Here is a 16414-nt window from a genome sequence, read left to right as displayed (position 1 = left end):
TGCGGTAGGACCGTGGGATGCGACCCGAGGCCGGCCAGGTGCTGCACTTCTCCGAGGACCCGACGATCGAACTGTTCGTGCCGCACGTGGCGGCAACGGCCCGGGAGACCGAGGCGTACGTCTGGGCGGTCGGCCCCGACCGGGCCCCCGACTACTGGTTCCCGAGGCAATGCCCGCGAGCCATGGCCTGGGTGCGCCCCGGCACGTCCGAAGAGGACCGCGCCCGGATCATCGGCGCCGGCGGCGGCAACCGGGTCCACGTCATCGAATACACCTGGTGGAACGCGATGCAGACCACCACGTTGTACGCCTACCGCCTGCCGGCCGCCCCGTTCCGCCCGATCGACGACACGGACGAGCCGCCCGCCGTGGTGGCAACCGAGCCGGTGCGCCCCTTAGGGCCGGCCGAGCCGGTGGGCAACCTGATCGACTGCCACGCCGCCGCCGGCATCCAGCTGCGCCTGCTGACCAACCTCTGGCCGTTCTGGACCGAGGTCATCACCACGACCGTGGGCTTCAGCGCCATCCGCCTCCGCAACGCCCACCCCAGCCCCAGCTGACGGCGCCACGAAGCGGCTCAGGCGGACGGCGGGGCCTGAAGGAGGGACGTGATCGTGCGGGACAGGGCGGCCCGGGCCGCGGGGACCGAAAGGTTCATCGTTTCGCGCCAGGTGGACCAGGTCGGCCACATGCTGATCGCGGTGAGGGCGTTCAGCAGCTCCTCGTTGCCGTCGACCTCGACCGCGAACAGGGTGCCGAGCTCGGCGCGGACCCGCTCCACGTGCAGCCGGCGGTAACGCTGCAACGTCTCGGAGAACGGCTCCTTCAACGCGGCCGCCTTGGCCGTCGGGCCGATCTGCTCGAGCAGGCGGGTGCGCTGCCGGCAGTAGGCGTCGATACGCTCGGCCAGCGGCAGCTCCGGCGACACCGGCTTGTGCGCCGCGTCCCGAATCTCCAGAACGCGGCGGCCACTCGCCGTGAACAGCGCCTCCATGTCGGCGAAGTGGCTCCACAGGGCGCGCAGCGACACCCCGGCCTGCTTGGCGATGCGGTCGGCGGTCGGCCGCAGATCACCCTCGCGGATCAGCTGCAGATGGGCGTCGACGATCGCGTTGCGGGTCCGCTCCGACCGCGCCGTACGCCCGTCGACGCGCTGAGGTGCCGGACTCACAAGCCGCTCCGGCTCCGCGCCACCGCCAGGCAGCGCTGCTCGTACCGAATCCACACGCCCCCACCCGCACGCCACCGCCGACCCGCGCCCTCGCCCGTGCCCGCGCTTACGCCGGTGCCCGCGCTTACGCCCGCGCCCGCGCTTACGCCCGCGCCCGTGCCCGCGCTTACGCCGGTGCCCGCGCTTACGCCCGGGCCCGCGCTCACGCCCGGGCTTACGCCGCCGACAGCATGGCGCGGCCCGGACCCGAGGGCGTCAGCTGTGCGGCGCGGCCCGAGTGCGGCGACGCGGGCCGTGCGGTGCGACCCGGGTCGGGCGGCGTGGGCCGTGCGGCGCGGCCCGGGTGGGGCGGCGTCGGCTGGGGGATGGTGCAGCGTGTTGGTCACGTGGTGCTCCGGTAGCGGTTCAACTCCCGTCGGGCCAGGGAGCGCTTGTGGACCTCGTCGGGGCCGTCGGCCAGGCGCAGCGTACGCGCGGCCACCCAGAGGGCCGCGAGCGGCGTGTCCTGGCTTGTGCCGGCGGCGCCGTGGGCCTGGATGGCCTTGTCGACGATCCACTCGACGGTGGACGGCACGATGATTTTGATGGCCTGGATCTCGGTGTGGGCACCCTTGTTGCCGACCGTGTCCATCAGCCACGCGGCCTTGAGCACCAGCAGGCGGGCCTGCTCGATGCGCACCCGCGACTCCGCGATCCAGTCCTGCACGACCCCCTGCTCGGCCAGCGGCTTGCCGAACGGCGTGCGGGTGAGCGCCCGCTTGCACATCAGCTCGAGCGCCCGCTCGGCCATGCCGATCAGGCGCATGCAGTGGTGGATGCGGCCGGGGCCGAGGCGCGCCTGCGAGATCGCGAAGCCGCCGCCCTCCTCGCCGATCAGGTTGGTGACCGGCACCCGGACGTTCTCGAAGATCAGCTCGGCGTGGCCGCCGTGGTCGCCGTCGGTGTAGCCGAAGACCGTCATGCCGCGCTTGACCGTCAGGCCCGGCGTGTCCCGGGGGACCAGCACCTGGCTCTGCTGCACGTGCCGGGCCGCTTCCGGGTCGGTCTTGCCCATCACGATGAAGATCCGGCAGTTCGGGTTCATCGCGCCGGTGATGTAGAACTTGCGCCCGTTGACGACGTACTCGTCGCCGTCGCGCTCGATGCGGGTGCCGATGTTCGTGGCGTCCGACGAGGCGACCTGCGGTTCCGTCATCGCGAAGGCGGAGCGGATCGTGCCGTCCAGCAGCGGCGCCAGCCACTGCTTCTTCTGCTCGTCGGTGCCGAACTCGGCCAGCACCTCCATGTTGCCGGTGTCCGGCGCCGCGCAGTTCAGCGCGGCCGGCGCGATCGATGGGCTGCGGCCGGTGATCTCGGCCAGCGGAGCGTACTGAAGGTTGGTCAGTCCGGCGCCGTGCTCACCGGGAAGGAAGAGGTTCCACAGGCCGGCGCTTTTCGCCGCGGCCTTGAGGCTTTCCAGGATCGGCGGCGGCTCCCAGCCGTCGCCGCTGTGATAGCCCGCCTCGGCGGGGTAGACGTGCTCGTCCATGAAGGCGAGCAGCCTCTTGCGGTAGTCCTCGGTCTGAGCGTCGAAGCCGAAGTCCATCAGTGTCCCTCCAGCGCCTCGTGGCCCCGCATGACCAGCGGTCCGACGAGGTTGCCGATCGTCTCGAAGCCCTCACCTACGGTTTGGCCCTGAACGTAGCGGTAGTGCACACCCTCGAGGATCACCGCGAGCTTGAAAGCGGCGAATCCCACATACCAGTGGAGATCACTCACATCGCGCCCGCTGCGCTCCGCGTACCGGGCGCCCAGCTCGGCGATCGTCGGATGGCCGGGCACGCTCAGCGGCGCGGTCGGCTTGCCGTCCCCGCCGACGTTGAGTGGCAACCCGGCGTAGACGACCATCAGCGCGACGTCGCTGAGCGGGTCGCCGAGCGTGGACATCTCCCAGTCCAGGACCGCGTTGATGCCCAGGTCGTCGCCGATGAGCACGTTGTCGAGCCGGAAGTCGCCGTGCACCACGGCACCGGGTCCGCCGGCCGGGATGTCCACCGCGAGCCGCGCGTGCAGCTCGTCGATGCCGGCCACGTCGCGGCTGCGCGACGCGTCGAGCTGCTTCTTCCAGCGGCTCACCTGCCGCGCGTTGAAGCCTTCCGGCTTCCCGAAATCGCCGAGACCGATGGCGTACGGGTCGAGGGCGTGCAGATCGGCCAGCGTGTCCACAAGCGACAGGATCAGGCCGCGCAACGCGTCGGGGCCGAGCGCCTGGAGGTCGGCGACGTCGCGGTAGATCCGCCCGTCGACGTGCTCCATCAGGTAGAACGGCGCCCCGATGACCTCGGTGTCGGTGCAGAGCAGCACCGGCCGCGGAGCCGGGAAGCCGGCCTTGGACAGCGCCTCCAGGACGCGGTGCTCCCGGGCCATGTCGTGCGCGGTCGGCAGCACGTGCCCCAGCGGCGGCCGGCGCAGCACCCACCGCTTCTCGCCGTCGGTGACCGCGTACGTCAGGTTGGAGCGCCCGCCGGCGAACATCCGGCCGGTGAGCTCGGCGTCCGACCCCAGGTAGGCCCGCAGTCGTTCGAGGTCGAGTCCTCTCACCGGCTGCTCCCTTCGAAGGCCCGCTGCATCTTGTTCATGCCGCCCAGCCAGCGGTCGGTGTCGCCGGCCCGCAGACGATAGAACTCGGCCACCTCGGGATGGGGCAGGATCAGGAAGCTGTCGCCTTTCAGGGCCTCGGCCACGACCGTCGCGACCTCGTCGGGCTCCATGGCGCTCTCGGCCAGCAGCGCGGCGCTGGCGCTGCCCCGCTCGTTGCCGCGGGTCAGCATGTCGGTGCGCACCCCTTGCGGGCACAGCGCCTGCACGGTCACGCCGCGGTGGGCATACGTGGCGCGTAGCCACTCGGCGTAGGCCAGGGCGGCGTGCTTGGTCACCGCGTACGGCGCGCTGCCCAGCAGCGACAGCAGCCCGGCGGCGCTCACCGTGATCACGAGGCGCTTCTGTTCGCCCTGGTCGAGCCAGCGGGGCAGCAGGGCCCGGGTGACGTAGACGTGCGACATCACGTTGACGTTGAAGTCGCGCAGCCACACCTCGTCCGGCGTGCTCTGGTCGCCCGCCGTGAGCACGCCGGCATTGGCGCAGAACAGGTCGATGCCGCCCAGCTCGGCCCACGCCGTGTCGATGAGGTTGCGGGTGTCGTCCTCGTTCGCGGCGTCGCCGGCCACGGCCAGGCCGCCGATCTCGCTCGCGACCGCCTGCGCGGCGTCCGGGTTGAGGTCGTTGACGATCACCTCGGCCCCCTCGGCCGCGAACCGGCGGGCCAGGGCGGCGCCGATGCCGCCACCGGCGCCGGTGACCACGACTCGCTTCACTGGACGCTCCCGGTCAGCGTCACGCCGCCGTCGATGACGACTGTCTGCCCGGTGATCCAGGCCGAGTCGGGCGAGCAGAGGAAGGCGACCGCGCCGGCCACGTCCTCCGGCACGCCGAGGCGGGCCAGGGGATAGGCGGCCGCGACCTTCTCCTCCCGGCCGTCGTACAGCGCGGTTGCGAACCGCGTCTTGACCACGGCCGGGGCGACCGCGTTGACCCGGACCTTGGGCGCGAGCTCGACGGCCAGTTCCTCGGTCAGGTGGATCAGCGCGGCCTTGGTGACCCCGTAGAAGGCGATGCCCGGCGAGGGGCGGACGCCGGAGACCGACGAGATGTTGACGATCGCGCCGCCCTCGCCCAGTCCGCCCCGCAGGGACTCCTGGACCCAGCCGAGCGTGCCGATGACGTTCACCTCGAAGATCTTCCGGGCCGCGTTCAGGTCGATCGTGCCGAGCGGACCGTACACCGGGTTGATCCCGATGTTGTTCACCAGCGTGGTGACCGGCCCGAACTGCCCCAGCACGGTGTCGATCACCGCGGCCCGGTGGTCGGGGTCGTCACCCTTGCCGGCCACCCCGATCGCCACGTCCGGCCCGCCCAGATCCTTGGCGGCGGTGTCGAGCGCTTCCGCGTCCCGGCCCGTGATGCACACCTTGTATCCGTCGGCCACGAAGCGTTGCGCGATGGCGAACCCGATTCCCCTGCTGGCTCCGGTCACGATCGCCACTTGGTCCGCCATCGCCGCTCCTCAGTTTCTCTATTTGCACTATTCGTGCAGACACTAATTAGCAGTTGCCGCCGTCGCCAACCTTAGGCAGCGGGAATGCCGTTCTGCGGCGGGGTCGCCGCGGGCGAGTCATAGACCTCCACCGCTCCGTCCCCGTCGTCGGTGCGGTACGGCTTGCCGAAGTACTGCGCCTTGCCACCGGCGATCTTGGTGAGCTGCTCACCGCCGTACCCGGAATGATCCTTGTCCGAATAGCGCACCGGCACCAGGCCCGGCCCGGTGAAGCCGCCCTTCTGCACGGCGGCGATGATGCCGTCGCGGGTCAGGTCCTTGCCGGCGGCCTGGAGTGACTGGACGAACAGGTAGGCGACGGACATGCCGTAGACGACGTTGTTGTCCAGCTCGGCGCCGTTGTTGTACTCCTTGTTGACCTTGGTGTACAGCTGGATCCACGGGTTGGCGTCGTCGTTGGCCAGCGGCAGGTAGTTCGCCGCCACGACTCCCTCGAGCAGCGGCGCGGCGGCGCCGAGCGTCTTGGCCAGCGTGGTCGGGTCGGAGCCGACGTTGCTCACCACGTACTGCGGCTTGAAGCCGAGCTTGGCGCCGGTGCCGATGGTGAGCGCGGTGAAGCCGGGCACGGTGGCGAGGACGACCACCTGGCAGCCGGCCGCCTTGAGCGCGCCGACCTGCGGCCCGACGTTCGGGTTGGTGGTCACGTAGGACTGCTTGGCCGCGACCGGGCCGAGCACCTTCTCGACGCCGGCCAGGCTGTCCCGCCCGAAGTCGTCGTCCTGCCCGAGGAAGCAGGTCTTCTTGCCGGCGTGGTTCTCCTTGACGTACGTGCCCAGGATCTTGCCCTCGACGGTGTAGTCGGGGTTGAAGCCGAAGGTGCCCGGATATTTGTCGGGCTGGTTCCAGCTGCGGCTGCCGCTGGCCACGAAGAGGTCGGGCACCCGGTTGGTCTTGAGGAAGTCGAGCACGCCGGTGTGTGTCGGGGTGCCGAGGCCGTTCAGGATCGCGAAGACCTTGTCCTGGAGCACCAGCTGGCGCACGACCTGCTGGGTGTTGGCCGGGTTGTAGCCGTCGTCCATGATCTTGTAAGTGATCTTGCGGCCGTGGACGCCGCCGTTGGCGTTGACGTAGTCGAAGTAGGCCTTGGTGGCCGGCGCGATCTTGGAGTACCCGGCGGCGGCCGGGCCGGTGAGCGGCATGTGCGTGCCCACCACGATCTCGGTGTCGGTCACTCCCGGCGTGTTTCCGCCGCTGCTGCTGCCATTACTGTCGCCCGTGTTGCTGCAACCGGCCGCGGCCAGCAGCACGGCGGCGAGGACGATCGCGGTGGTGCGTTTCATCATCGGCCTTTCTGCGCACAGATCTCAGGGAATTAGGGGGTTACGAGCCCGCTCGGTGCGCGGGTTTCCTGCCGAGGCGAGCCCGCCAGGAGCGCGGGATTCGCAGTGACGCGAGGCCGCCCGGGGCGGCCAGCATGACGACGACGAGAACGACGCCGAAGAAGGTGAGGGCGAGGTTGCCCTCGAGTCGCTGGGATCCGGACGCCTCGCCGATCTCGTGAGCGACCGCGGGCAGCGCGACCAGCAGGAAGGCGCCGATCACGGCCCCCGAGAGCCGGCCCAGACCGCCGATCACGATCGCCATCACCAGGAAGAGCGAGAGCGTCAGCGGGAAGGCGCCGGGAGAGACGCTTTGGGCGAGTACGGCGAACAGGGCGCCGCCCAGCCCGGCGCCGGCGGCCGAGATCACGAAGGTCCAGACCTGCGTCCGGGCGATGCTGATACCGGCCAGCTTGGCGGCGGTCTCGTCGTCGCGCACGGCCCGCATGTCCCGCCCGAACCGGCCCCGCGTGACCAGCGCCAGCGCCAGCACCGTGACCAGGGCGCCGCCCCAGCAGACCCAGGCCTGCCACTGCTCGACGGTCATCGACTCGGGCGGCGGGTTGAGGATGACCGACAGACCCTGGTCGCTGTTGAAGGTCTCGTCGAAGGTGCTGGTGACCGACGGGACGACCACGGCGACGGCGAGCGTGAGACCGGCCAGATAGGGTCCGCGCAGCCGGGCCGCCGCGAGCCCGATGATTAATCCGGCGACCGTGGTCACCAGGACCGCCACGACGATGCCGACCGCGAGCAGGTTGAACTTGTTCTGCCAGAGCGCCAGCGTGTAGGCGCCGGTGGCCATCAGGGCCCCGTGTCCCAGCGACAGCTGTCCGTTGAGTCCGGTGAGGACGGTCAGCCCGGCCGTGACGCAGAGATACGCCCCGATCGTCGCCAGCTGATAGATCCGGAACGGCGGCAGCGTGTACGTCAACGCGACCACCAGCACCGCGCCGAGCGCGACCATGAGGAACGGGTTGAGCCGCCGCCGGGTGACCGGCGCGATCATCCGAGTGGTGACCCGATCTCGAAGCACCGTCATGCCGTCCTCGCTTTCGATCGGGCGAACAATCCGTCGGGCCGGCCCAGAAGGACGACCACGAGCAGGCCGAGGACGGCCATCGGGGCGACCGTGGCGCCGAGGTAGCCGCTGATGTAGGACAGGACGAGGCCGACGACCAGGCCGCCGATGACCGCGCCGATCGGGCTGTCGAGCCCGCCCAGCACGGCGGCGGTGAAGGCCGAGATGAACAGCACGTCCATCGCCGTCGGGTGCAGCCCCAGCTCGGTCGGGATGACCAGCATCCCGGCCAGCGAACCGACCCCGGCGGCCAGCGCCCAGCCCAGCGTGAGCATCCCGCCCACCGGCACGCCGAGCAGGCGCGACACGTCCGGCGCGAAGGCCGCCGCCCGCATCCGCAGGCCGGTCGGCGTGCGGGTGAACAGCAGGGTCAGCAGGACGACCACGGCGCCCACGGCCGCGAAGACGAACACGTCGTAGCGCGAGAGCAGGGCGACGCCGCCGATGTCGAAGGCGTCCCGGCTGAACGGCGCCTCGGCCGGCCGGAACTCGTTGCCGTAGATCATGCCGAGGACGCCCTGGATGATCAGTACGAGCCCGAGCGCCACGACCACCCCGTTGAGCGGCGAGGAGTGGTCGACGAAGCGCATCACCACCCGCTCGACGGCGGCGCCGAGCAGCAGCCCGGCCACGAGCGCCACGGCGAACCCGACCCAGTACGAGCCGGTCGCGTCGGCCACCGAATAGCCGACATACGCCGTGGCCACCGCCATCGCGCCCTGCGCGAAGTTGACGATCCGGGTGGCCCGCCAGATCAGCACCAGGGCCAGCGCGAACGCCGCGTAGACGGCGCCCCGGCTGAGCCCGTCGAAGGTCAGGAACAGGAAACGGTCCATGTCAGAACCCCAGGTAGGCGTGCCGGAGATCGGCGTCGTCGGCGAGCGCCGCGGCGTCGTCGCGGGCGGCCACACGGCCCAGCGAGAGCACGACGCCCTGGTCGGCGATGGAGAGCGCGCTGCGCACGTTCTGCTCGACCAGCAGGACGGCCAGCCCGGTGCGGTCGCGCAGATCGCGCAGCAGCGCCATGATCTGGCCGGTGACCCGCGGCGCGAGCCCCAGCGACGGTTCGTCGAGCAGGAGCAGCCGGGGCTGCGCGGCCAGGGCGCGGCCGATCGCCAGCATCTGCCGCTCCCCGCCGGAGAGCTGATGGCCGAGGTGCGAGCGCCGCTCGGCGAGCCGGGGGAACAGCTCGTAGATCGGCGCGAGTGGCGGCTGCGGCTTGCGCCAGAGACCGCCGAGCCGCAGGTTCTCGTCGACGGTGAGCTCGGTGACCACGCCGCGGCCCTCGGGCACGTGGGCGATGCCGTGCCGGACCAGCCGCTCGACCTTGACGCCGCGCAGGTCGACGCCGTCGAAGACGACGCGGCCCGCGGCCGGCGGCAGCAGCCCCGAGAGGGCGCGCAGCAACGTCGTCTTGCCGGCGCCGTTGGCGCCCAGCACGGCGACGATCTGTCCCTCCTGGACGCTGAGGCTGACGTCGTGCAGCACCGGCGCGGCCCCGTAGCCGACCGTGAGGCCGTCGACCTCCAGCAACGCGCTCACGCGGCCGCTCCCAGGTAGGCCTCGGCGACCTTGTCGTCGTTGCGGATCTCGGCGGGCGTGCCGAGCGCGATCGGCTTGCCGAAGTCGAGGACCAGGATCTCGTCGCACACCGACATGACCAGGTCCATGTGGTGCTCGACCAGCAGGACCGTGCAGTCCGACTCCTGGATGAGGGTGGCCAGCCAGCGGATCTCGTCGGCGTCCAGCCCACCGGCCGGCTCGTCGAGCATCAGGATGCGCGGCTTGGCGGCCAGGGCGCGGGCCAGCTCGACCCGCTTACGTTTCGCATAGGGCAGCGAGGCGGGCAGGGCGGCCGCGTGCTCGGCGACGCCGCAGCGCTCGAGCGCGGCCCACGCCTCCTCCTCGTGTTTGCGGGAGCGCGCGCCGACCAGCACGTTGTCCAGAACGGTCATGCCGTTGAACTGGCCGACGCCCTGAAGAGTGCGCGCGATGCCGCGGCCACTGAGGTGGTGGGGCCGGGGCCGGAAGGCCCGGCCGTCGAGCGTGATGGCGCCCGACTGCGGCGACACGAAGCCGCAGATCACGTTGAACAGAGTGGTCTTGCCGGCGCCGTTGGGCCCGATGATGCCGACGACGCGCCCGGGCGGCACCCGGAGCGACACGTCGTCGAGGGCGAGCAGACCACCGAAGCGGACGGTTATGTGTTGGAGCGCGAGCCCTTGATCCTCGGAGGAATCGGAGCTCGCGGTCGAGGACGCTGACGAATCCGTTGACATGGTCACCTCGGCTCGAACCGGCAGAGTGGCCTGTACAGACGGGCGCCGGGCAGCGACGTCCGTCCTGTGTAGAAAGTGAAGGTCAACTATTTACACTTGGAGTGTAACTTTCTGGCCGAGCACGTCAACCGTCTGTTTCCATGTTGTTTCATTCGGCTTTTACCGGCATGATGCAGCGCCCCGCGGGCCGTCGGCCCCGGGTCGTCTCCGAAAAGCTCAGGCGGGCGTCAAGCCACGTTGATGGGGCGGAACTGGACGCTGATCCGCGGCCCGACCGGCTTGGCCGTCTTGAGGATCGCGTGCTCCCAGGTGCGCTGGCAGGACCCGCCCATGACGATCAGGTCGCCGTGACCCAGCGGGAACCGCAGAGTCTCGTGGCCGCCCGCGCGGGGCCGCAGCGAGAGCTGGCGCGGCGCGCCGAGCGAGACGATCGCGACCATGGTGTCGTGGCGGGCCGAGCGGCCGAGCGTGTCGCCGTGCCAGGCGACGCTGTCGCGGCCGTCGCGGTAGAGGCACATGCCCGCGGTGACGAAATCCTCGCCCAGCTCCGCGGCGTAATGTCGGTTGAGCTCGGCCTTGGCGCCGGTCAGCGCGGGGTGGGGCAACTCCTCGTCGCCGCCGTACCACCGCAGCAGGCGCGGGACGTCGACGACGGAGTCGTACATCTGCCGGCGGTCGGCTCGCCAGTCGATGCCCAGCAGGGTCTCGAAGACCTCGCCGGAGCCTTGGAGCCAGCCCGGCAGCACGTCGACCCACGCCCCGGCGGTGAGCTCGTGGCGTTTCAGGCGCCCCGCGAGCGGCCCGACCTCGGTGGCCGGGCCGCCGCTCTCGTCGGCGAGATCGAACATCGACGGCTGATAGGTGCTGGTCATGGCGCAAGCTTAGTACGGATGTTCGAAGATCGTTTCGGCCCTGTGGATAACTCGGAGTCGCCCGAAATATCCGGATATCACGGCCGCCCAGAGGTGGCCTGAGAGGAGGGGGTGGCTCCGGCGGAGGAGGTGGCGGCGGAAGGGGCGGCGGAGGGGGCGGCGGAAGGGGCGGCGGCAGTGGGGGAGGAGTCGTCGGAACGGGAGGCGGTGGGGGAGGGAAGGTCGGCGGTGGGGGACTGAAGGTCGGCGGTGGGGGAGGGAAGGTCGGCGGTGGGGGAGGGAAGGGCGGCCGGCTTCGGGCGCAGAACAGAGGCGGCGACCACAGCGGCGATCACGCCGCCCGCCACGCCGACCAGGGCGGTGGCGGAGATCGCCTCGACGAAGGAGCTCTGCGCCAGCCGGGCCAGAGCCGCGTCTCCCGTCGACGTCGCGACACCGAGGGCGTCGCCGATCGAGCGGCGAGCCTCCTCGGGGGCGTCGGACGGCATCGCCCCGCGATAGGCCGCGGTCAGCACGCTGCCCAGTACCGCCACGCTCAGCGCCGTACCCACCTGCTGCACCGTGTCGTTGACGGCCGAACCCACGCCGACCCGGTCCGGTGGCAGTGCGCCGAGGAGGGTCCCGTAGGCGGCCGGGCCGGCCGTGCCGCTGCCCGCGCCGATCACCACCAGGGCGATCGCCAAGCGCGCGTATCCGTCGCCCGGCGCGAGCGAGGCCAGCACGCCGAACCCGCCCGCCATCAGCAGGAGCCCGGACGCGAGCGCCACCCTCGTACCGAACCGTTTGTCGACCATGACGCCGATGCCGTTGAAGACCACGGCGGTCACGAGCAGCGGGACGAACGCCAGGCCGGCCTTCATGGGCCCGTACCCGAGAACGAATTGCAGATATTGGGTCAGGGCGAGCAGTACGCCGCCGGCCGAGAACGACAGCAGGACGATCGACAGGCTGGCGCCGCCGAAATTGCGGTCGCGGAAGAGCGTCAAGGGCAGCATCGGCTCGGCGACCCGTCGCTCCCAGAGGGCGAACGCGATCAGCCCGGCCACCGCGATCGCGAATCCGCCGAGGGTGGTCGCGGCCGACCAGCCGTCCTGCGCCGCGCGGATGATGCCCCAGATCAGGGCGGCCATGCCGACCGTGGACAGCAGGGCGCCGATCACGTCGGGACGGGACGCGCGGCCGTACGACTCCGGGATGACCACGAGGGCGGCCACGACGCCGAGGATCGCGATCGGCACGTTCAGCAGGAAGATCGAACCCCACCAGAAGTGCTCCAGCAGCAGGCCGCCCAGGGTGGGCGCGCCGAGCGAGCCGAGCATCAGCACCGAGCTCCAGATCGCGATGGCCTTCTTGCGCTCGGACTCGTCGAAGACCGTGGTGAGGATCGACAGCGTGCCCGGCATGAGGAACGCGGCTCCTACGCCCATCAGGCCGCGGACGGCGATGAGCTGCCCGGGCGTCTGGCAGAGCGTGGCCAGCACCGACGCGCTGCCGAAGACGATCAGGCCGGTCACCAGCCCGCGGCGGCGGCCGTGCCGGTCGGAGAGGCTGCCGGCGGTCAGCAGCAGACCGGCGAAGACCAGGATGTACGCGTCGATGATCCACTGAATGTCGGCCGAGCTGGCGCCCAGGTCGCGGATGAGCGACGGGATGGCGATGTTGAGCACCATGTTGTCGACGACCACCACCAGCAGGCTCAAACAGAGCACGCCGAGGATCAGCCAGCGGCGCGGGTTGCGTTCTTCGTCCATGAAAAGCCCCCGTTCTCGAACACCGTGCGATTGACTCGCACACCGTACCAGTCGACTCGAACACTGTGCGAGTGGCTTTAGGATGGGCTCATGACCTCGAAGTTCGCCGACTCGGTGTGGCTGCGCCCGCCGCGCACCCGCAACGGTCAGCCGACCCTGAGCCGGGAGCAGATCCTGCGCGCCGCCATGGAGATCCTGGACGCGGAGGGCCCGGCCGGGCTGAGCATGCGCCGCCTCGGCACCAAGCTCGGCTCGGGCGCGACCTCGCTCTACTGGCACGTAGCGAACAAGGACGAGCTGCTCGAACTGGCCGTCGACGAGGTGATCGGCGAGATCTACGTGCCGGAGCCGGGCGACACCGGCTGGCGCGTCGGTGTCTCGGTGTGGGCGGACGGCATGCGCTCAGCGCTGCTGCGTCACCCGTGGGTGATCGGCCTGCTCGGCACCCATCCGACCCTGGGGCCGAACGCGATGCGCATGGGTGATCGGATCGTGCAGTTGCTCACCGGCGCCGGCTTCACGGGCATGCCGCTGTCGCATGCCAGCGCGCTGATCAACGCGCACGTCATCGGCGCCGCGACCACCGAGGCGGCCGCCCAGTCCGCGATCAAGCGGAGTGGCCTGGACCTGGCCGGCGTGGCCGAGCAGGTGAAGCCCTATGTGGAGAAGATGGCCGCGGAGCACCCCGCCTACGACGAATGGCGGCGCAACGCCGGCGTGGCCGGCCGGGACCAGCAGCAGCTCCTGGACGAAGGGTTCGCCTTCGGCCTGGAGCGGCTGCTGGACGGCCTGGAACTCTGGTTGACGAAGAACTAGTGCGCGCTGGGGTCGGAACCCGAGTCCGCCCGGTCGGCCGGGCGGCTGTAGGACACCTCATCCGGAGGGAGCGGGAAGGAGATGTCGTCGCCGAACGGTGACGGGCCGCCCTGGGTGGGCAGCGAGATTTCGGAGACGTCCATCCGGCCGTCCTCGCGGACCGGCGCGTTCTCGGGCATCCGCGCGCTGGAGAACGGAGTGGCGTCCCCCGCCCCGGTCACCCCGGTCGAAACGCTCGGCGCCATGTTGGCGGTTTCCAGCTCGTCGCGACGGAAGATCTTGCGGCCGAGCCAGACCAGGGGGTCGTACCGCCGGTCGACCACGCGCTCCTTCATCGGAATGATCGCGTTGTCGGTGATCTTGATGTGCTCGGGGCAGACCTCGGTGCAGCACTTGGTGATGTTGCAGTAGCCGAGGCCTTGGTGCGCCTGCGCGTACTGTTTGCGATCCTCGCGCTCGTCGAGCGGGTGCATGTCGAGCTCGGCGGCGCGGATGAAGTAGCGCGGGCCGGAGAACGCGGCCTTGTTCTCCTCGTGGTCACGGACGACGTGACACGTGTTCTGGCAGAGGTAGCACTCGATGCACTTGCGGAACTCCTGGCTCCGCTCGACGTCGATCTGCTGCATGCGGTAGTCGCCGGGCGCCACCCCGGCCGGGGGCGCGAAGGCCGGCGTCTCACGAGCCTTCTCGTAGTTGAAGGACACGTCGGTAACCAGGTCGCGGATGACCGGGAAGGTCCGCAGCGGCGTGATCGTGACCGTCTCGCCCTCCTCGAAGGTGGACATCCGGGTCATGCAGCCCAGCTTCGGCTTGCCGTTGATCTCCATCGAGCACGAGCCGCACTTGCCGGCCTTGCAGTTCCACCGGCAGGCCAGGTCGGGCGTCTGCGTGGCCTGAAGCCGGTGGATGATGTCGAGCACGACCTCACCCTCGTTGACCTCGACGTCGAAGTCCTGGATCTCGCCGCCGGACGAGTCGCCGCGCCAGACGCGGAAGTGGCGCTTGGTGCCCATTACTTCGCCTCCGTCTTGCTCTGTGCGTCGGTCCGTGCCCCGGGGATGTGCGCCTCGCCCGGAGCGCGGCTCAGCTCGTCCTCGGTCATGTATTTCGCGAGCTCGCTGCGGTCGAACAGCTCGATCAGCTCGTCCCGCATGGTCGGCAGCGGCTTGCGCTCGAGGTGCACGTCGCCGTTCTTGTCGAGCGAGCAGACCAGGTTGACCTGGCGCCACTGCGGGTTCATCTGCGGGAAGTCCTCACGGGTGTGCCCGCCGCGCGACTCCTCCCGCTCGAGCGCCGCCTTTGCCGTGCACTCCGAGACGATCAGCATGTTGCGCAGGTCGAGCGCGAGGTGCCAGCCCGGGTTGTAGAGCCGTCCGCCGGTCGCGCCCACATTGGCCACCCGCAGTTTCAGCTCCTGCAGCCGCTTGAGGGCGTCGGTCAGCTCGCCCGCCCGGCGGATGATGCCGACCAGGTCGCCCATCACCGCTTGAAGATCTTGTTGCAGGGTGTACGGGTTCTCGCCGCTCTGCCTCTGCAGTGGCGCCAGGGCGGTCGTGACCGCCGCCTCGACGTCGGGCGTGTGCACACGCGGCTTCTGGGTGAGCGAGTCCGCGTACGCCGCCGCGTGCTCCCCGGCGCGCTTGCCGAAGACCAGCAGGTCGGAGAGCGAGTTGCCGCCGAGCCGGTTGGAGCCGTGCATGCCGCCGGACACCTCGCCCGCCGCGAACAGGCCGGCCACCGTGCCCAGGGCCGCACCCGAGTCGGGGTCGACCTCGACGCCGCCCATCACGTAGTGACAGGTCGGCCCGACCTCCATCGGCTCCTTGGTGATGTCGACATCCGCCAGCTCCTTGAACTGGTGATACATCGACGGGAGCCGCCGGGTGATCACCTCGGCCGGCATCCGGGTGGAGACGTCGAGGTAGACGCCGCCGGCCGGGGTGCCCCGGCCCGCCTTGACCTCGGAGTTGATCGCGCGGGCGACCTCGTCACGCGGAAGCAGCTCGGGGGGCCTGCGGTTGTTGTCGGGATCCTCGTACCACCGGTCGGCCTCTTCCTCGGTCTCCGCGTACTGCTTGCGGAAGACGTCGGGCACGTAGTCGAACATGAAGCGCTTGCCGTCGGAGTTGCGCAGCACGCCGCCGTCACCACGGACCGACTCGGTGACCAGGATGCCCTTGACGCTCGGAGGCCAGACCATGCCGGTCGGGTGGAACTGGAGGAACTCCATGTTGATCAGCGTCGCGCCCGAGCGCAGGGCCAGCGCGTGACCGTCGCCCGTGTACTCCCACGAGTTCGACGTGACCTTGTAGCTGCGGCCGACCCCGCCGGTCGCGAGGACCACGGCCGGCGCCTCGAGCAGGATGAACTCGCCGGACTCGCGGTAGTAGCCGAAGGCGCCGGCCACCCGGTCACCGTCGAGCAGCAGCTCGGTGATGGTCGTCTCGGCGAAGACCCGGATCCGCGACTCGTAGTTGCCGGTCTCGGCGAAGTCCTCCTGCTGCAGCGACACGATCTTCTGCTGGAGGGTGCGGATCAGTTCGAGGCCGGTACGGTCGCCGACGTGCGCCAGCCGCGGGTATTCGTGACCGCCGAAATTGCGCTGGGAGATCTTCCCGTCCTTCGTACGGTCGAAGAGCGCGCCGTAGGTCTCCAGCTCCCAGATCCGCTCCGGGGCCTCCTTGGCGTGCAGCTCGGCCATCCGGAAGTTGTTGAGGAACTTGCCGCCGCGCATGGTGTCGCGGAAGTGCACCATCCAGTTGTCGCGGCTGTTCACGTTCCCCATCGCGGCGGCCGCGCCGCCCTCGGCCATGACCGTGTGGGCCTTGCCGAACAGCGATTTCGAGATGATCGCCGTACGCTTGCCGGCCAGCCGGGCCTCGATCGCCGCCCGCAGGCCGGCCCCGCCGGCCCCGATGACGACGACGTCGTAGTGGTGTCGTTCGATGCGAGTGCTCATGTGTGCGCGCCGC

General features: G+C 70.4%; 16 protein-coding genes. 2 read left to right on the top strand and 14 right to left on the bottom strand.

Going from position 1 to position 16414, the window contains the following annotated elements; translation table 11 throughout:
- Positions 1–17 precede the first annotated feature (17 nt).
- Complete coding sequence (locus AB0C26_RS08060) at positions 18–560, top strand: DUF6886 family protein (RefSeq protein WP_360243280.1); 543 nt, start codon at positions 18–20, stop codon at positions 558–560.
- Between the two features lie 17 nt (positions 561–577).
- Here AB0C26_RS08060 and AB0C26_RS08055 read toward each other — a convergent pair whose 3' ends face one another.
- From AB0C26_RS08055 to AB0C26_RS08000, 12 genes are all read right to left on the bottom strand, one after another.
- Positions 578–1171 carry a TetR/AcrR family transcriptional regulator gene (locus AB0C26_RS08055; protein ID WP_360243277.1) on the bottom strand — a complete coding sequence of 198 codons (594 nt, stop codon included), beginning with the start codon at positions 1169–1171 and terminating at the stop codon, positions 578–580.
- A gap of 382 nt (positions 1172–1553) precedes the next feature.
- Entirely contained in the window at positions 1554–2756 is a 1203-nt protein-coding gene (locus AB0C26_RS08050; RefSeq protein ID WP_360243274.1) for an acyl-CoA dehydrogenase family protein, read from the bottom strand.
- A complete protein-coding gene (locus AB0C26_RS08045) occupies positions 2756–3751 on the bottom strand; it encodes a phosphotransferase family protein (protein ID WP_360243271.1) in 996 nt (331 codons plus the stop codon). Before AB0C26_RS08045 ends, AB0C26_RS08050 begins: the two co-directional genes overlap by 1 nt.
- On the bottom strand, positions 3748–4524 hold the full coding sequence (locus AB0C26_RS08040) for an SDR family oxidoreductase (protein WP_360243268.1): 777 nt from the start codon (positions 4522–4524) through the stop codon (positions 3748–3750). Before AB0C26_RS08040 ends, AB0C26_RS08045 begins: the two co-directional genes overlap by 4 nt.
- On the bottom strand, positions 4521–5264 hold the full coding sequence (locus tag AB0C26_RS08035) for an SDR family oxidoreductase (protein WP_360243265.1): 744 nt from the start codon (positions 5262–5264) through the stop codon (positions 4521–4523). The genes AB0C26_RS08040 and AB0C26_RS08035 overlap by 4 nt, the downstream gene beginning before the upstream one ends.
- A 71-nt stretch (positions 5265–5335) precedes the next feature.
- Positions 5336–6604, bottom strand: a complete 1269-nt coding sequence (locus AB0C26_RS08030; protein ID WP_360243649.1) for an ABC transporter substrate-binding protein — start codon at positions 6602–6604, stop codon at positions 5336–5338.
- 40 nt (positions 6605–6644) lie between these two features.
- On the bottom strand, positions 6645–7652 hold the full coding sequence (locus AB0C26_RS08025) for a branched-chain amino acid ABC transporter permease (RefSeq protein ID WP_360243646.1): 1008 nt from the start codon (positions 7650–7652) through the stop codon (positions 6645–6647).
- A gap of 29 nt (positions 7653–7681) precedes the next feature.
- Entirely contained in the window at positions 7682–8560 is an 879-nt protein-coding gene (locus AB0C26_RS08020; protein ID WP_360243262.1) for a branched-chain amino acid ABC transporter permease, read from the bottom strand.
- 1 nt (position 8561) lies between these two features.
- Positions 8562–9266: an ABC transporter ATP-binding protein gene (locus AB0C26_RS08015; RefSeq protein WP_360243259.1), complete on the bottom strand. Its 705-nt coding sequence runs from the start codon at positions 9264–9266 to the stop codon at positions 8562–8564.
- Positions 9263–10003, bottom strand: coding sequence for an ABC transporter ATP-binding protein (locus tag AB0C26_RS08010; RefSeq protein ID WP_360243256.1), 741 nt, complete (start codon positions 10001–10003; stop codon positions 9263–9265). Before AB0C26_RS08010 ends, AB0C26_RS08015 begins: the two co-directional genes overlap by 4 nt.
- Positions 10004–10230: 227 nt before the next feature.
- Positions 10231–10875, bottom strand: coding sequence for an alpha-ketoglutarate-dependent dioxygenase AlkB (locus AB0C26_RS08005; protein WP_360243253.1), 645 nt, complete (start codon positions 10873–10875; stop codon positions 10231–10233).
- Positions 10876–10952: 77 nt separating this feature from the next.
- Positions 10953–12626, bottom strand: coding sequence for an MFS transporter (locus tag AB0C26_RS08000; protein ID WP_360243250.1), 1674 nt, complete (start codon positions 12624–12626; stop codon positions 10953–10955).
- Positions 12627–12716: 90 nt separating this feature from the next.
- Here AB0C26_RS08000 and AB0C26_RS07995 point away from each other — a divergent pair, with 90 nt between their 5' ends.
- The gene (locus AB0C26_RS07995; protein ID WP_360243247.1) at positions 12717–13442 is read left to right on the top strand and encodes a TetR/AcrR family transcriptional regulator; all 726 of its coding nucleotides are present in this window, start codon (positions 12717–12719) and stop codon (positions 13440–13442) included.
- Here AB0C26_RS07995 and AB0C26_RS07990 read toward each other — a convergent pair.
- Positions 13439–14455 (bottom strand): succinate dehydrogenase/fumarate reductase iron-sulfur subunit, encoded by a 1017-nt coding sequence (locus tag AB0C26_RS07990; RefSeq protein ID WP_360243244.1) that lies wholly within the window; start codon positions 14453–14455, stop codon positions 13439–13441. The two genes, AB0C26_RS07995 and AB0C26_RS07990, sit on opposite strands and share 4 nt — an antisense overlap.
- Positions 14455–16401: a fumarate reductase/succinate dehydrogenase flavoprotein subunit gene (locus AB0C26_RS07985; RefSeq protein ID WP_360243241.1), complete on the bottom strand. Its 1947-nt coding sequence runs from the start codon at positions 16399–16401 to the stop codon at positions 14455–14457. The genes AB0C26_RS07990 and AB0C26_RS07985 overlap by 1 nt, the downstream gene beginning before the upstream one ends.
- Positions 16402–16414: the final 13 nt, after the last annotated feature.

Source organism: Actinoplanes sp. NPDC048796 (assembly GCF_040650035.1).
In the GTDB taxonomy this organism is placed as follows: domain Bacteria; phylum Actinomycetota; class Actinomycetes; order Mycobacteriales; family Micromonosporaceae; genus Actinoplanes.
The sequence above is the reverse complement of the archived record's forward strand: the minus strand, read 5'-3'. Positions and strand labels throughout refer to the sequence as shown.

Coding starts and splice junctions, on each gene's coding strand:
- AB0C26_RS08060 (WP_360243280.1), top strand. CDS start 18: ATGCGACCCGAGGCCGGCCAGGTGCTGCACTTCTCCGAGGACCCGACG.
- AB0C26_RS08050 (WP_360243274.1), bottom strand. CDS start 2,756: ATGGACTTCGGCTTCGACGCTCAGACCGAGGACTACCGCAAGAGGCTG.
- AB0C26_RS08035 (WP_360243265.1), bottom strand. CDS start 5,264: ATGGCGGACCAAGTGGCGATCGTGACCGGAGCCAGCAGGGGAATCGGG.
- AB0C26_RS08030 (WP_360243649.1), bottom strand. CDS start 6,604: ATGAAACGCACCACCGCGATCGTCCTCGCCGCCGTGCTGCTGGCCGCG.
- AB0C26_RS08025 (WP_360243646.1), bottom strand. CDS start 7,652: ATGATCGCGCCGGTCACCCGGCGGCGGCTCAACCCGTTCCTCATGGTC.
- AB0C26_RS08020 (WP_360243262.1), bottom strand. CDS start 8,560: ATGGACCGTTTCCTGTTCCTGACCTTCGACGGGCTCAGCCGGGGCGCC.
- AB0C26_RS08010 (WP_360243256.1), bottom strand. CDS start 10,003: ATGTCAACGGATTCGTCAGCGTCCTCGACCGCGAGCTCCGATTCCTCC.
- AB0C26_RS08005 (WP_360243253.1), bottom strand. CDS start 10,875: ATGACCAGCACCTATCAGCCGTCGATGTTCGATCTCGCCGACGAGAGC.
- AB0C26_RS08000 (WP_360243250.1), bottom strand. CDS start 12,626: ATGGACGAAGAACGCAACCCGCGCCGCTGGCTGATCCTCGGCGTGCTC.
- AB0C26_RS07995 (WP_360243247.1), top strand. CDS start 12,717: ATGACCTCGAAGTTCGCCGACTCGGTGTGGCTGCGCCCGCCGCGCACC.
- AB0C26_RS07990 (WP_360243244.1), bottom strand. CDS start 14,455: ATGGGCACCAAGCGCCACTTCCGCGTCTGGCGCGGCGACTCGTCCGGC.
- AB0C26_RS07985 (WP_360243241.1), bottom strand. CDS start 16,401: ATGAGCACTCGCATCGAACGACACCACTACGACGTCGTCGTCATCGGG.